Annotated in this window: 11 protein-coding genes and 1 tRNA gene; 7 read left to right on the top strand and 5 right to left on the bottom strand. The window is 71.5% G+C overall.

Translation table 11 applies throughout. The annotated features are described in order from the left end of the window. Positions 1-179: 179 nt before the first annotated feature. From ABD907_RS06070 to ABD907_RS06055, 4 genes are all read right to left on the bottom strand, one after another. Positions 180-524 carry a MoaD/ThiS family protein gene (locus ABD907_RS06070; RefSeq protein WP_345214856.1) on the bottom strand — a complete coding sequence of 115 codons (345 nt, stop codon included), beginning with the start codon at positions 522-524 and terminating at the stop codon, positions 180-182. 1 nt (position 525) lies between these two features. Beyond that, a complete protein-coding gene (gene moaA, locus ABD907_RS06065; protein ID WP_425555659.1) occupies positions 526-1632 on the bottom strand; it encodes a GTP 3',8-cyclase MoaA in 1107 nt (368 codons plus the stop codon). Between the two features lie 76 nt (positions 1633-1708). Beyond that, a complete protein-coding gene (locus ABD907_RS06060) occupies positions 1709-2314 on the bottom strand; it encodes a GDSL-type esterase/lipase family protein (protein WP_486334041.1) in 606 nt (201 codons plus the stop codon). A gap of 218 nt (positions 2315-2532) precedes the next feature. Then, positions 2533-6402 carry a multifunctional oxoglutarate decarboxylase/oxoglutarate dehydrogenase thiamine pyrophosphate-binding subunit/dihydrolipoyllysine-residue succinyltransferase subunit gene (locus ABD907_RS06055; RefSeq protein WP_425555694.1) on the bottom strand — a complete coding sequence of 1290 codons (3870 nt, stop codon included), beginning with the start codon at positions 6400-6402 and terminating at the stop codon, positions 2533-2535. 316 nt (positions 6403-6718) lie between these two features. Here ABD907_RS06055 and ABD907_RS06050 point away from each other — a divergent pair, with 316 nt between their 5' ends. The 4 genes from ABD907_RS06050 (at position 6719) to ABD907_RS06035 (ending at position 11366) form a co-directional block, all read left to right on the top strand. Beyond that, on the top strand, positions 6719-8038 hold the full coding sequence (locus ABD907_RS06050; RefSeq protein ID WP_486334052.1) for a hemolysin family protein: 1320 nt from the start codon (positions 6719-6721) through the stop codon (positions 8036-8038). Beyond that, positions 8038-9087 carry a hemolysin family protein gene (locus tag ABD907_RS06045; RefSeq protein WP_345214853.1) on the top strand — a complete coding sequence of 350 codons (1050 nt, stop codon included), beginning with the start codon at positions 8038-8040 and terminating at the stop codon, positions 9085-9087. The genes ABD907_RS06050 and ABD907_RS06045 overlap by 1 nt, the downstream gene beginning before the upstream one ends. 212 nt (positions 9088-9299) lie before the next feature. Beyond that, entirely contained in the window at positions 9300-10523 is a 1224-nt protein-coding gene (locus tag ABD907_RS06040) for a M23 family metallopeptidase (protein WP_345214852.1), read from the top strand. Between the two features lie 60 nt (positions 10524-10583). Beyond that, on the top strand, positions 10584-11366 hold the full coding sequence (locus tag ABD907_RS06035; protein WP_345214851.1) for a glycerophosphodiester phosphodiesterase family protein: 783 nt from the start codon (positions 10584-10586) through the stop codon (positions 11364-11366). Between the two features lie 108 nt (positions 11367-11474). Here ABD907_RS06035 and ABD907_RS06030 read toward each other — a convergent pair. After that, positions 11475-11547, bottom strand: a tRNA-Arg gene (locus tag ABD907_RS06030). Positions 11548-11805: 258 nt separating this feature from the next. On the opposite strand from ABD907_RS06030, the gene ABD907_RS06025 reads away from it, so the two are divergent. From ABD907_RS06025 to lysA, 3 genes are all read left to right on the top strand, one after another. After that, the gene (locus tag ABD907_RS06025) at positions 11806-12567 is read left to right on the top strand and encodes a hypothetical protein (RefSeq protein ID WP_345214850.1); all 762 of its coding nucleotides are present in this window, start codon (positions 11806-11808) and stop codon (positions 12565-12567) included. Positions 12568-12668: 101 nt separating this feature from the next. Then, the gene (argS, locus tag ABD907_RS06020; protein WP_345214849.1) at positions 12669-14312 is read left to right on the top strand and encodes an arginine--tRNA ligase; all 1644 of its coding nucleotides are present in this window, start codon (positions 12669-12671) and stop codon (positions 14310-14312) included. Continuing rightward, positions 14309-15748 (top strand): diaminopimelate decarboxylase, encoded by a 1440-nt coding sequence (gene lysA / locus ABD907_RS06015; RefSeq protein ID WP_425555658.1) that lies wholly within the window; start codon positions 14309-14311, stop codon positions 15746-15748. Before argS ends, lysA begins: the two co-directional genes overlap by 4 nt. Positions 15749-15835: the final 87 nt, after the last annotated feature.

Raw genomic sequence — 15835 nt, 5'->3', positions numbered from 1 at the left:
CTAGGCCGCCGCCGTCGGGGTCGTCGTCGTCCCGGGGGACTACCTCGCACCGCCTTCCGCGGGAGTAGCCGCGTGCGCGCTCCGGGGCCGTGCTCGCGAGGGCTGCCGCCAACTGCGAGGGCCACTGTTGCCACAGGCGCCCCCGGCGCTAGGAGTAGCCCTCGCGGTCAGCAGAGCGGTCAGCCGCCGGCGAAGGGCGGCAGCACGTCCACCTGCACCTCGGAGCCTGAGGTGAGGGTGGCGTCGCCGTTCTCGGCGACGACCGTCGTGACGCCGTCGACCAGCAGGCTCGAGATGGTGAGCACGCGCCCCAGCTTCGGGCCGTGGGCGTCGGTGAGGGCCGTGATGAGGTCGGCGACCGTGCTGCCCGCCGGGAGCGTAAGGTCCTCGCCGGGCGACCCCGCCGCCTCGGCCGCGGCGGCGAAGTAGCGCAACCGCACGACGGCGGCGCCACCTGCCGTGGAGTCGCCGTCGGCCGTCGTGGTGTTCCCGGCGTCCATGGTGTCCTCGGCGCGTGCGGTCATCTCACCCTCCGATGGCGCTCATGGGTCGTGCCGGCTGCAGGAAGCCAGGGTCGTCGATGCCGTGCCCGGCCTTCTTGCCCCACATGGCGAAGCGCCAGAGCTCGGCGATGTCCTCGTCGGAGGCGCCGTCGCGCAGCAACGCCCGCAGGTCCGTCTCGGAACGGGCGAACAGGCACGCGCGGACCTGCCCGTCGGCGGTCAGCCGGGTGCGGTCGCAGGCGCCGCAGAACGGCTCCGAGACGGACGCGATCACGCCGACCGTGCCGCCCGGGAGACCGTCTGCCGGCTCGACGGTCCAACGCTCCGCCGGGGCGGCTCCACGCTCGCGCGGGTCGTGCGGGGTGAGCCGAAACCGCGAGTGCAGGGAAGCCAGGATCTCCTCAGCGGTGACCATCGCGCCACGCTTCCACGCCTCGGGCGGCCCCAGCGGCATCTGCTCGATGAACCGCAGCTCGAAACCGCGACGCAGCGCCCAGGCGAGCAGCTCCGGCGCCTCGTCGTCGTTCAGGCCGCGCATGAGCACGGCGTTGATCTTGATCGGGCTCAGCCCGGCCGCGTCGGCCGCGTCGACCCCTGCGAGCACGTCGGGCAGCCGGTCCCGGCGGGTCAGCTCGGCGAAGGTGGCGCGATCGAGGGAGTCCATCGAGACGTTGATCCGCTTCAGTCCCGCGGCGGCCAGTCCTTCGGCGCGGTGCTCCAGCCCGAGCGCGTTGCTCGTCAGCGAGATCTCCGGTACCTCACCGGTGTCGGTCCGCAGGGCCGTGGTCGCCGCGATGATGGACTCCAGGCCCTTGCGCAGCAGCGGCTCACCACCGGTGAACCGGACCTCACGGATGCCGAGGTGCTCGACCGCGACCGTGATGAGCCGGGTGACCTCTGCGTCCGAGAGCACCTCCGGGCTCGGCAGCCAGTCGAACCCCTCCGCCGGCATGCAGTACTCGCACCGCAGGTTGCACCGGTCGGTGAGGGAGACCCGCAGGTCGCGGGCGACGCGCCCGTAGGAGTCGATCAGCTCCGTCGTCACGGGGCGCGGCGCGGCCGACGCGTTCGAGGACGCCTCGTGCGGCGCGCTACGCGGCCGCGGGAGCCCGAGTTCGACGGTCGGCACCTGACCACTGTAACCACGGGCACGGCTCCGCTGCCGCCGCTGGCGGCCGACGGGGATCCTCGGACGGGCCTGCGGCTCAGCCGTCGTCCGAGGGAAGCCCGAGCCAGGTGTGCCAGCCGTTGTGCAGCACCAGCCAGGCGAGCAGCCCGTACCCCGCCTGGCCGGGGTGCCGGCCGTCGCCGGCGGCGACGTCGGCGTGCCACTGGTCGTGCGTGCGCAGCGGTTCGTGCGTCTCCACGTACGGGATGTGCCGTCGTCGGCACACGTCCGAGAATGCGCGCGATAGTGCGGGAAGCGCGGCTGCGTCGGCGGAGTCCACGTCCGGGCGGGGAGGCGGTCCGACGACGAAGCAGCTCACCCGGGAGGCCGAGGCGATGTCGAGGACGTTCGCGAGATTGAGCCGGGAGCGCGCCAGGGAGAGCCCTTCGACGAGGTCCTGGGCGCCGAGCCCGACGACGAGGCGATTGTCGCCGTGCGGGCCGAAGCGCCGCTGGGCCTCCGTCTCCCAACGGGCGGAGAGTCCCGACGTCGACTCCCCGGGCACCGCCAGCTCGGCGACGAAGATGGGGTCCTCGGTGGTGGTCCGCGCCATCACCCGGCCGATCCAGCCGAGCCCCCGGGCGTCGCCCAGTCCCGCGACGAGCTCGTCGCCGACCACGCACACCCGCATGCCCTCGCGCACCTACTGTCTCCTTCGCAACGTGAGAGGTCTTCCTACCATCCTGCACGGCGACGGCCACGATGCTGGGATGCGCGCCCGCGAGCTCGGGCGCACCCTCGTCGTCCGGATCACATCTCCCGGGGTGGCGGCGAGACTGTCACGCTCAGGTGGCGGCCCGGGCACGCCTGAGCGCTGCCGTTGCCGCTCGCGCGTGAGCGGCAACGGCTGCCGGCCGTTCCTCAACGGTCGAAGGCGCGGTCCATCAGGTCCGCGTTCTCCTCCTTGTGCCGCTTCATCGACCCCGTCGACGGCGATGCGGCCGCCGGACGCGACACGACCCGCAGGTCGCGACCGCCGAGGGCCTCGCCCAGGTGGTCGGACATGAACGTCCACGGGCCCTGGTTCTCCGGCTCGTCCTGGACCCAGACCAGCTCGGCGCCGGAGAAGACGTCCAGCTCGGCCTTGAGGTCCTCGATCGCCAGCGGGTACAGCTGCTCGAGCCGCACGATCGCTGTCTTGCTGTCCTCGGACTTGGCGCGCCGGGCGGCGAGGTCGTAGTACACCCGACCGGAGCAGAGCAGCACCCGATCGACGTCGCCGGCGGCGTTGCGCACATCGGCGTCGACCTCTCCGAGGACCGGTCGGAAGGTGCCCGAGGTGAAGTCCTCGACCTCGGACGCGGCGGCCTTGAGCCTGAGCAGCTGCTTCGGGGAGATCACGATCAGCGGCTTGCGCGGGCGTGAGTACGCCTGCCGGCGCAGCATGTGGAAGTGGCTCGCCGCCGTCGACGGCTGTGCCACGACCATGTTGTCCTCGGCGCACAGCTGCAGGAACCGCTCGATGCGGGAGGAGGAGTGGTCCGGGCCCTGGCCCTCGTAGCCGTGCGGCAGCAGCAGCACGAGCGAGGACGTCTGGCCCCACTTCTGCTCGGACGAGGAGATGAACTCGTCGATGACGACCTGTGCGCCGTTCGCGAAGTCGCCGAACTGGGCCTCCCACAGCACGAGGGCGTCGGGGCGCTCCACCGAGTAGCCGTACTCGAACGCCATGGCGGCGAACTCGCTCAGCGAGGAGTCGTAGGCCCAGAACTTGGCCTGGTCGGGGGTGAGGTACAGCAGGGGCGTCCACTCGGCGCCGGTGCTGTTGTCGTGCAGGACCGAGTGGCGCTGGACGAACGTGCCGCGGCGAGAGTCCTGCCCGGCGAGGCGCACCGGGGTTCCTTCCATGAGGAGGGAGCCGAAGGCCAGGAGCTCGCCGTACGCCCAGTCGATGCCGCCCTCGCGGGACATGGCCTCGCGCTTCTGCAGCAGCTGCGACAGCTTGGGGTGGACCTCGAAGCCTTCGGGCGGGCGGACGTGGGCCTGGCCGACCCGCTCGAGCACCTCGGGGCTGACGGCGGTCTGCCAGCCCACGACCGTGCCGGCGTCCTCCTGCTGGGACTCGGGCAGCTCGAGACCGGCGACTTGGTCACGCTCCGGCCGCCAACCACCCTCACGGGTCTCGGTGAAGGCGCGCTCGAGCTCGCGCTGGAACTCCTTGAGCGCCTGCTCCGCCTCCTCCTCCGTAAGGTCCCCGCGCCCGATCAGCGACTCGGTGTACAGCTTGCGCACCGAGCGCTTGTTCTCGATGAGGGAGTACATGACCGGCTGCGTCATCGACGGGTCGTCGCCCTCGTTGTGCCCCCGACGGCGGTAGCACACCATGTCGATGATGACGTCCTTGTGGAACTCCTGCCGGTAGGCGAACGCCAGCTCGGACACCCGGGCGACCGCCTCGGGGTCGTCGGCGTTGACGTGCAGGACCGGGATCTGCAGGCCCTTGGCGACGTCGGTGGCGTAGTAGGACGAGCGTGCGCTCGACGGCCCGGTGGTGAACCCGATCTGGTTGTTCACGATGATGTGCACCGTGCCGCCGGTGCGGTACCCGCGCAGCTGGGACAGGTTGAGCGTCTCGACGACGACACCCTGGCCGGCGAACGCGGCGTCACCGTGGATGAGCACCGGCAGCACCGAGAAGCCCTCCGCACCGAGATCGATGCGGTCTTGCTTGGCGCGCACGACGCCTTCGAGGGCTCCGTCCCCGGCCTCGAGGTGGGACGGGTTCGCGGACATGTAGACGCGGGTGCTCGAGCCGTCCGGCGCGTTGTACTCACCGACGGTGCCCAGGTGGTACTTCACGTCACCGGTGCCCTGCACCGTCCGCGGGTCCTGGTTGCCCTCGAACTCGGAGAAGATCTGTCGGTAGGACTTGCCGGCGATGTTCGCCAGCACGTTGAGGCGCCCACGGTGCGCCATCGCGATGCCGACCTCGTCCAGGCCCTCCTGGGCGGCGTCGGTCAGCAGCGTGTCGAGCAGCGGGATGAGCGACTCGCCGCCCTCGAGGGAGAACCGCTTCTGCCCGACGTACTTGGTCTGCAGGAAGGTCTCGAACGCCTCGGCCGCGTTGAGCCGGCTGAGGATGCGCCGCTGCTGCTCGGTCGTCGGCTTGGCGTACGGCTGCTCGAGCTGCTCCTGGAACCAGTTGCGCTGCGCCCGGTCGGCGATGTGCATGTACTCGACGCCGACCGTGCGGCAGTACGCGTCGCGCAGCTGACCGAGGATGTCGCGCAGCTTCAGCCGCGGGGCCCCGCCGAACCCGCCGGTCGGGAACGTGCGGTCGAGGTCCCACAGGGTCAGCCCGTAGCTGGCGACGTCGAGGTCCGGGTGGCGGCGCTGTCGGTAGGCGAGCGGGTCGGTGTCGGCCATGAGGTGGCCGCGCGACCGGTAGGCATGGATCAGCTCGGCGATGCGGGCCGGCTTGCCCATCTCGATCGCCGTGTCGTACTCGACGTCCTGCAACCAGCGCACCGGCTCGTACGGCACGCGCAGGGCCGCGAAGACGCGGTCGTAGAAGCCGTCCTCACCGAGCAGCTTTCGATGGATGCTGCGCAGGAACTCGCCGGACGCGGCACCCTGGATGATCCGGTGGTCGTAGGTCGAGGTCAGGGTGAGGACCTTCGAGACGCCCAACCGGGCGAGCGTCTCCACGGAGGAGCCGGCGAACTCGGCGGGGTAGTCCATCGCCCCGACGCCGACGATCGTGCCCTGGCCCTTCATCAGGCGCGGGATCGAGTGCACGGTGCCGAGGCCGCCCGGGTTGGTCAGCGTGATGGTGGTGCCCGCGTAGTCCTCGAGGGTCAGCTTGTTGTTGCGGGCCTTGCGCACGAGGTCCTCGTACGCGGCCCAGAACTGCGCGAAGTCCATCTCCTCGGCCTTCTTCACCGAGGGCACCACGAGCGTGCGGGTGCCGTCCGGCTTGGGCAGGTCGATGGCGAGGCCGAAGTTCACGTTGGCCGGCTTGAACACGGCCGGCTTGCCGTCCTCCGTCTGGGTGTACCCGTTGTTCATGTCCGGCGTGTCCGTGAGCGCCTCGACCATCGCGAAACCGATGAGGTGGGTGAAGGAGATCTTCCCGCCGCGGGCCCGTGTGAGGTGGTTGTTGATGACGATCCTGTTGTCGACCATCACCTTCGCCGGCACGGCGCGCACGCTCGTCGCGACCGGGACCTCGATCGAGGCCTCCATGTTGGTCACGGTCCGGGCGGCCACCCCGCGCAGCTTGACGGTCTCGTCCTCACCGGCCGGCGTGCCGTCACTGAGCTTCGCAGCCGGCTCGTCGTAGGACTGCACCGCCGGCTGGGCGGCCACCGGAGGAGCGGGAGGCAGGTCCCCACGCAGGCTCTCGGTGGCGGGCTGCTCGGAGCGTGGGTCGACACGGGTGACCGGCGACTTGCCGGCCTCCTTGCGGTGCGTGCGCTCCTTGCGGTCCACGGGCTTGCCGGACTCCTGCGGCTGCTCGCGCTCGCGTGTGACGGCCGCGTCGGGGCGCTCGACCGGGGCCGAGCGCTCGGCGCGCGGCCGCGCCTGCGTCTCGGTCCGCTGCTTCGACTGCGGCTCGCTCTGCCGCTCTGTCTCTGCGTTCTCGCCGCCGCCGGTGTCGCGTCCGTTGCGTCCGTTGCTGTCGTAACCCTCGAAGAAGTCCCACCAGGCCGGGTCTACTGAGTTCTTGTCCTGCTGGTACTTCTCGTACAGCTCCTCGATGAGCCATTCGTTGGCGCCGAAGGCGGCCATCGGATCGTGGTGTTCCTGCGTGGACACTCGGAGATCGCCCTCTTCCGGGGTGTGACGTAGATCCCTTCAACCCTATGTGTTGCCCGGGTCCGCCGCCGCCCTGGCTCGCCAAAGTGAGTCCGGAATAACACCCTCGGGCGGGCCCCTCGCCGGTGGGATCAACAACGGGTCAAGGCGGCGTCAGCGACCGGCTAGGCACGCCGCTGAGCCGCGGCTACGATCTACCCACCATGCGACGTTCCCGCCGCGGTCGACATACCGACCTTGACGAGCCCCATCCTGACGAGCCCGACCCAGCCTCGCTGGACGAAGAGTGCTGATCGACTGGTTGATGATCCTCCTCGGGATCGTTCTCACCGCAGGTACGGCTGTCTTCGTCGCCGCGGAGTTCTCGCTCGTCGCCCTCGACCCGGGCACGGTCGACCGTCGCGTCGCCGCCGGTGACAAGCGCGCCTCCGGGGTCCAGCGGGCACTGCGGAACCTTTCCCTCGAGCTCTCCGGCGCCCAGGTCGGCATCACCGCGACGACGGTCCTGCTGGGTTATACCGCGCAACCGGCGATCGCGAGCCTGCTCTCTGGCCCGCTCGGGTCGGCCGGTCTCGCCGACGCCGCGGCGACGGCGACCGCCGTCGTGCTCTCGCTCGTGCTCGTGAACGTCTTCTCGATGGTCTTCGGCGAGCTGGTGCCGAAGAACCTGGCGCTGGCCGAGCCGTTGAGCACCGCCGGGTACGTCTCGCCGGTCCAGGCCGGCTTCACGCGGGTGCTCCGGCCGGTTATCGCCGCCCTCAACGAGTCCGCGAACTGGCTTCTCGGCAGGTTCGGCGTCGAGGTCGCGGACGAGCTCTCGGGCGGACGCTCGGCGTCCGAGCTGGCCGCCCTGGTTCGCCGCTCGGCCGAGCACGGCACGCTCGACGTGTCCACGGCCACGCTGCTGACCCGCTCGATCGGGCTCGGGGCGCTGACCGCGGTCGACGTCATGACGGACCGCGGGCGTCTCCACACGCTCACGCGTGACCAGTCGGCGGCGGACGTGGTCGAGCTCGCCCGCGCGACGGGACACTCACGCTTCCCCGTCATCGGTGACGACAGCGACGACATCGTCGGCCTCGTCCACCTGCGCCGCGCGATCGCCGTGCCTTACGAGCGCCGGTCCGAGGTCCCCGTGGCGTCCGGGTCGTTGATGGTCGACGCGCCCCGCGTCCCGGAGACCCTCGCCCTGGCGCCGCTGCTCGTGCAGCTGCGGGACGAGGGCCTCCAGATGGCAGTCGTCGTGGACGAGTACGGCGGGACGTCCGGGGTGGTGACCCTCGAAGACGTGGTCGAGGAGCTCGTCGGAGACGTGGCCGACGAGCACGACCGCCGCCGTTCGGGCGCGCACGCCGGTCCGGGCGGCAGCTGGGTGGTGCCGGGCGTCATGCGACCGGACGAGCTCGCCGACCGGGCCGCTCTGGTGGTCCCGGACGACGGCCCGTACGAGACCCTCGGCGGACTCGTCATGGACCGCCTCGGCCGTGTCCCCACGGTCGGCGACGAGGTGGTGGCCGCCGACGTCGTCCTCCACGTGGAGCAGATGGACGGCCGCCGGGTGGACCGCCTGCGGGTCTGGCGGGACCCCGACGCGACGGAGGAGGAGTGATGAGCACCGGCGCCGCCCTCCTTGTCGCGATCGTGCTGCTGGCCCTGAACGCGTTCTTCGTCGGCGCCGAGTTCGCGGTCATGTCCGCGCGACGCTCCCGTGTGGAGCCGCTGGCCGATGCCGGTTCCCGGTCGGCGAAGACCGTGCTCTACGCGATGGAGAACGTCTCGCTGATGCTGGCCTGCGCCCAGCTCGGCGTGACCATCTGCTCGACCGGCCTCGGTGTGGTCGCCGAACCGGCTATCGCGCACGCCGTGGAGGGGCCCATGGTGGCGTTCGGGCTACCCGAAGAGGCGAGCCACGTCGTCGGCTTCATCGTCGCGATCGCGCTGGTGGTCTACCTGCACGTCGTGCTCGGCGAGATGGTGCCGAAGAACCTGGCGGTGACGTCGCCGGAGCGGGCTGCCCGCTTCTTCGCCCCGCCGCTCGTCGCCCTGTCGAAGCTGCTGCACCCGGTGATCGCCGTGCTGAACTGGGTCGCGAACAGCGTCCTGCGTGCGATGCGCGTGGACCCGAAGGACGAGGTGACCTCGGCGTTTACCGCCCAAGAGGTGGCCGCGATCGTCGAGCGGTCACAGGCCGAAGGCGTCCTGCGGGACGAGCTCGGGCTGCTCACGGGCGCCATCGAGTTCTCCGAGGAGACGGCGCAGGAGGTCATGGTGCCGCCGGAGCGACTGGTGACGCTCTCGGTGGCGTGCACCCCGGACGACGTCGAGCGAGAGGTGGCGCGGACCGGTTTCTCCCGGCTGCCGTTGCACGCCGAGCACGGCGCACTCGTGGGCTATCTCCACCTCAAGGACGTCCTCTACGCCAAGGCCGAGGACCGCGGACGCCCCGTGCCTAGCTGGCGAATGCGTGCTCTGGCCTCGGTGGCCCCCGAGGACGAGGTCGAGGACGTGCTGGCCGTGATGCAGAGCACGGGCGCGCACCTCGCGCTCGTGGTCCCGCCCGGTGAGCGGACGCCGATCGGTGTGGTCTTCCTGGAGGACATCCTCGAGGAGCTCGTCGGTGAGGTTCGTGACTCGATGCAGCGGGCACGGCGGGCGTGACGCGCGACGCCGAAGGGCTTGTTCCGCGGGCCCCGTACCGGTATCCACGGACCGGCTCCCGGACACCACTCGTCCACACTCCGGATCGGACGATATTGGACGCACGCACCACAACGTCGTTATGGTTCCGTGACACATCGTTGACCGGGATCAATCCCGCGGCGCTCGGGGACGAGTCGCCGCAGCTCCACCCTCCGGAGGTTCGCCCGCCAATGTCGGATCGTGCTGTGCCCGACAAGCCGGCATTGACGCGACGGCAGATCCGGGAAGCCGAGCGTGCACGGGAGGCCGCGGAGGCTCGGAAGGCCGCCGAGGCTCGGAAGGCCGCCGAGGCCGAGAAGGCTACCGAGGCCCGGGGTGCCGAAGAGCCGCGGCAGACCACCGAGAGCCGGCTGACGACGGAGAACCGCCGGCCCGTGACGCAGCAGTACCGCGCCACCGCCGATGCGGTCGCCACGATCGACGCGGCGGTCGCTGCCGAGTCCGACCGGCCGTCCGTCACGAGAAGGGCGGTCCGGGCGCAGCAGCGGGACAAGATCGCCACCGAGGTGCTCACAGCGCGGGAGTCGTTCCCCAGCCGTCGCTCGCTCCGCGCGCAGCGCAGGAACGGCGAGCGACCGACGCGTACCCACAGCTGGGCCCCGCGGGTCGCGCTCCTCGGCGCCCTGGGATCGCTGACCATCGTCGCGCCGCTGACCGGCTTCGCCGCGGCCGACGGTCAGGTGGCCAGCGTCGAGGCCGCGGCGGCGCACGTCGCCGCCGCCGAGAGCGCGGCGGTCCGCACCAGCGACGTCACCGTGCTCGAGGTGCTCGACGGCGCCACCCCGATGACCTCGACGGTCCCAGCGAGCCTGCTGGCCGACCCGGCGGCCTCCACGCGAGCCACGCTCCTGCAGAGCTCTCGGGCGGCTGCGCGCGAGAACGTCACCTGCCGTCCCGTCGAGGGCGCGTCCGGCACCCGGGCGGCGGTCACCGAGCAGCCCGAGCAAGACGTGGTCCAGCCGGTCGCCGCGGGCACGTACCGTCACTCCTCCGGCTATGGCGACCGCTACCACCCGTTCGGTGGCTACGGTTTCCACACCGGGACCGACTTCGCTGCGCCGTCGGGCACGCCCATCCACGCGGTCGCCGACGGCACCGTGGACTATGTGGGCTACGGCAAGGACGGCCGCTCCAGCATGCTGGTGATCCTGCGGCACGAGATCGACGGCGAGACGTACTACAGCTGGTACGTCCACATGTACTCGTACGGCATCTTCGTCACGGAGGGTCAGCAGGTCTCCGTCGGTGACGTCATCGCCGAGGTGGGCAACAACGGCAACTCGACGGGACCCCACCTGCACTTCGAGATCCACACCGACGCCGAGGGCACCACCACCGAGCCGCTGGCGTGGTTGGAGGAGCACGGCGCCGTCGATGTGACGGAGCTCTGCTGAGGTACCGCTTCCGGGCTGGCGCACCGCTCCTGGGCGGTCAGGACCGGGCAGGATGAACCCGTGACCTCCTACCTCGCCGGACCCGGTCCGGTCGCGATCGCCCACCGCGGCGGCAGCCTCGAGGCTCCGGAGAACTCCCGCGCGGCCGTCGAGCACACCATCGGCCTGGGCCTGCAGTACTTCGAGACCGACGTCCGGTCCACCAGTGATGGCGTACCGGTCCTCGTCCACGACCCGACGCTCGACCGCGTCACCAACGGCATCGGCCGTGTGGCGGATCTCACGTGGGACCAGGTCGCCCGCCTCCGCGACTCCTCCGGCGAGCCGCCCCTGCGCCTGGACGAGCTCCTTGCCGACTACCCGGAGCTGCGCGTCAACATCGACGCGAAGGACGACGCTGCCGTCGCCCCGCTCGTCAAGGCTCTCCACCAGGCCGGCGCGCTCGATCGCGTGTGCGTCGCGTCGTTCTCCGACGCCCGGCTGCGCGTCTTGCGAGCCGCTCTCGGCCCGGCCGTGGCGACGAGCCTCGGGAGCAACGGCATCCGGCGGCTCGTGGTCGCCTCACGGCTGCCCGCGGCCGTGCAGCCCGGGGCGCTGCGTGGCCTGCCGGATCCCGCACAGGGTGCGGTGTGCGTCCAGGTTCCGACCCAGCACCGGAACGTGCCGGTGGTGACCCGGCGGTTCGTCGAGACGGCTCATCGTCGGGAGCTCGCCGTGCACGTGTGGACGATCGACGAACCGGAGGAGATGACGCGGCTGCTCGACCTCGGCGTCGACGGGCTCGTCACCGACCGGCCGAGCGTGCTGCGCGACGTGCTGTCGTCGCGCGGGCCGTGGCACTGACGATCGAGTGATTCATCCCTCACGAGAACCACGCTGCGGACGTGACAACGGCCCGGCCCCACAGAACGTGGGTCCGGGCCATTTCCGATGTCCTGAGACATCACACGGTGCCCCCTGCGGGATTCGAACCCACGACCTTCTGCTCCGGAGGCAGACGCTCTATCCACTGAGCTAAAGGGGCGCGGCAGCTTGGACAGCGCCACGTGATGCTACCAGCCGGGCGGGGCTCGGTTCACATGTCGGCGGCTCGGCGGCGTGCGCTTCGAGACGCCGACCACGTGCCGCGGTGATGCCGCTGGACGGCATGGGCGGAACGGATCTCGCCATGGCGGGACTCGTCCGCGGGGCGCCATGTCGCTCGGCCTTTCGCCTAACCTGTCCGCACCACCGACACCATCCAGCGCTCCGGCACCCCCGGGCGGCAGGGAGGAACAGGGTTATGTCTACCCCGCCAGAGAATCCGCCCGGTCAGCCGCACCCCGGCCGGCCGCAGAACGGGGACCAGCAGAACGGGGACCGGACGCCGTACGGCGGAGGGCCGAACGGCCAGGACCCGCAGCCCGAGAAGAACTGGCTCGTCCGGACGATCATCGGGGTCGTCGTCATCATCGTCCTCGCGGTGGCCGCGGTGTTCTACGTGACGAATCAGCAGGACGACGACCCGACGGCGGCATCCACCACCGAGGAGCCGACCACCGAGGAGCCGACGGCCGAGGAGCCCACGGCCGAGGAGCCGACCACCGAGGAGCCGACGGCGGAGGAGCCGACCGGCGAGTCCGGCGGCGACGTCTTCGCGGGCGAGCTCCGGGGCCACGTCGACGACGAGGTGGCTGGCACGGGTTATGCCCTCACGGACGCCGGCTGGAGCGAGAACTCGGCCGGGATGGAGGCCGGTGCGAGGCAGGCCATCGAGGGCGTCTACACCGACGGCACGAACGAGCTACCGATCACCGCCGCCGCGTTCGACAGCATGTCGGAGCACGAGGCCTACGCCGAAGAGCTCGTCGCCGAGTACGAGTCGAGCGGTGCGGAGCTCATCGGGGAAGGCACCCACTACGAGGACGACACCGGCCACTTCTGGGCGTTCGACAACGGGGACGGGACCCGCGCCGTCGTGTGGCGCACCGGCACCGGCATCGTCCTCACGCTGTCCGGCCCGGCCGGAGAGGTCAACACCGTCTACTCGGCCATGTCGATCTGACGGACCGCGGCGCGCCGGGAGGGCCGTACGCCTCGGGGTGCGGCCCGCATCACGTCCCGGGACCCGTCGAGGCGGTGCCTCTCGGCTACTACTCTGTTCCGGTGACACCTGCCGAGCTCGCCACCCTGATCCGCTCCGTCCTGCTCGACGCCGTCGCTGCGGGCGAGGTCGACCTCGCCGCCGACGACGTCCCGCTGCCCAGGGTCGAGCGGCCGCGTCAGCGCGAGCACGGCGACTGGTCGACCAACATCGCGATGCAGCTGGCGAAGAAGGCCGGGACGAACCCGCGCGTGCTCGCCGATCTGCTCGCCGCCCGTCTCGACGCCGCCGAGGGCGTCACCGCCGAGATCGCCGGCCCGGGGTTCCTCAACATCCGCCTCGCCGCCTCCACCGCCGCCGAGATCGCCCGCACCGTCGTCGAGGCGGGACCCGCGTACGGGCAAAACACCTCCGAGGCGGGACACACCGTCAACCTCGAGTTCATCTCGGGAAACCCGACCGGTCCGCTGCACATCGGGCACACCCGGTGGGCGGCGCTCGGTGACGCGCTCGCCCGCCTGCTGCGGGCGTCCGGCGCCGACATCTCGACCGAGTACTACATCAACGACGCCGGCAGCCAGATGGACAAGTTCGGGGCCTCGGTCCTCGCGCGCGCCAAGGGCGAGGACGTCCCGGAAGGCGGCTACCCCGGCGAGTATGTCGCCGAGCGTGCCGGCGAGGTCCTCGAGCAGCGGCCGGACTTGCTCGAGCTGCCCGACGACGAGGCGCTCGCCGTCGCACGTGACCTCGGATACCGGGCCCAGCTGGCGGCGATCCGCCGGACCCTGGACCACTTCGGCGTCCACTTCGACGTCTGGTTCTCCGAGAAGAGCCTGCACGACGGCGGCGCGGTCGACCAGGCCGTCGCGCGCCTGCGCGAGCAGGGTCACGTCTTCGACGACAACGGCGCCGTCTGGCTGCGCACCACCGACTTCGGTGACGACAAGGACCGCGTCCTCATCCGCGCGAACGGCGAGCCCACCTACTTCGCCGCCGACGCCGCCTACTACCTGTCGAAGAAGGACCGCGGCTTTCCCGAGAAGATCTACCTGCTCGGTGCCGATCACCACGGCTACGTCGGCCGGCTCAAGGCCATCGCGGCCTGCGCCGGCGACGACCCGTCGGTCAGCATCGAGGTGCTCATCGGACAGCTCGTCAACATCGCCGGCGAGCGCATGGGCAAGCGCCGCGGGAACGCGATCGACATGGACGAGCTGATCGACTGGCTCGGCACCGACGCGATCCGCTACTCCCTCGCCCGCTACCCGGCGGACTCCCCGCTGTCCCTGGAGGGCGAGAAGCTGCGGGAGCAGAACCTCGACAACCCGGTCTACTACGTGCAGTACGCGCACGCCCGAACCCGCAACGTCGCCCGCAACGCCGCCCAGCACGGCGTCACGCGGGACGAGTTCGACCCCTCGATGCTCGACCACGAGGCCGAGGCCACCCTGTCGGCGGCGCTCGGGCAGTTCCCCGGCGTCGTCGCGCACGCCGCCCGGCTGCGCGAGCCGCACCGCGTCGCCCGCTACCTCGAGTCCCTCGCCGCGGCGTACCACACCTGGTACCAGCAGTGCCGGGTCACCCCGCGCGGCGACGACCCGATCGAGGCCGTCCACCACTCGCGCCTGTGGCTCAACGACGCGACCACCCAGGTGATCGCCAACGGCCTGGACCTGCTCGGCGTCTCCGCACCGGAGCGCATGTGAGTAGCGACAACGCCCCGACGGCGGCCGGAAGCACGGGGGAGGCGCCCAGCACCTCCGGGCGAGCCGCCGCTCGCGCCCCCGAGCCGGACGGCGCCTTCACCGGGGTGTGGTCCACCGGTGCCACCCGCACGGACGACGGCGCACTCGCCGTGGCAGGGGCGGACCTGCGCGCCGTGGCGGCCGAGCACGGCACGCCCGCCTACGTCGTCGACGAGCAGGACGTGCGTGCCCGCTCACGAGCGTTCGCCACGGCGTTCGGCGAGGCCTTCACGACCGAGGCGGGCCTGGCCGGGGCGGACGTGTACTACGCCGGCAAGGCGTTCCTCTCCGTCGCGGTCGCGCGCTGGGTGCACGAGGAGGGGCTGGGCATCGACGCCTCGACCGCCGGTGAGCTTGCCGTCGCACTGCGGGCGGGAGTGCCGGGAGAGGCGATCGGCCTGCACGGCAACAACAAGTCCGACGACGAGCTACGCACCGCCGTCGACCACGGCGTCGGGCGGATCGTGGTGGACTCGCTGCCCGAGGTCGAGCGGGTGGCCGCCATCGCGGCCGAGGCAGGGTCGGTGGCGCAGGTCATGGTCCGCGTGACCACCGGCGTGCACGCCGGCGGCCACGAGTTCATCGCCACGGCCCACGAGGACCAGAAGTTCGGCCTGTCGCTCGCTGCCGGCACCGCACGGAAGGCCGTCGACGAGATCCTCGCGGCCGACAGCCTGGAGCTGGTCGGTCTGCACTCGCACATCGGCAGCCAGATCCTCGACCTTGCCGGTTTCGAGGCCGCCGCCCGCGCGGTGCTGCGTCTGCGCGCCGAGATCGCGGACGCCACCGGGCACCTCATGCCCGAGGTGGACCTCGGCGGCGGGTACGGCATCCGCTACACCGACGAGGACGCGCTGCCCCCGACGCCGGACCAGATCGCGGAGCGGCTGGCGACCGTGGTCAGGGCCGCCTGCGCCGAGCTGGGCCCGCGGCCGCCGCGCATCAGCATCGAGCCCGGACGCTCCGTCGTCGGACCGGCGGGCCTGACCCTGTACACGGTCGGCACGGTCAAGGACGTCGCCCTCGACGGCGGCGCCACCCGGGCCTACGTCAGCGTCGACGGCGGCATGAGCGACAACATCCGCCCAGCCCTCTACGGCGCCGCCTACACCGCTGCCCTGGCGAACCGTCGTTCCGCGGCGCCGGACGTCACGGCGCGCGTGGTGGGCAAGCACTGCGAGTCCGGCGACATCGTCGTCCACGACGTCGCGCTCCCCGGCGACGTCCACGCCGGCGACCTGCTCGCCGTGCCCGCCACCGGCGCCTACGGCCGCTCGATGGCCAGCACCTACAACCTCGTACCGCGTCCGCCGGTGCTCGCCGCCTCCGACGGCTCCGTCAGGGTGATCGTGCGCCGCGAGACGCTCGAGGACGTGCTCGGCCTCGACGTCGGCTGAGTACCCGCCGACCCGACGGCGCCCGCTCACCCGGGTCTGCCGAGCCATCCTCGCGGGGCGCCGCCGCCGGCCGCCGAACAAGCGCTA

The organism is Georgenia halophila (assembly GCF_039541595.1).
The sequence above is the reverse complement of the archived record's forward strand: the minus strand, read 5'-3'. Positions and strand labels throughout refer to the sequence as shown.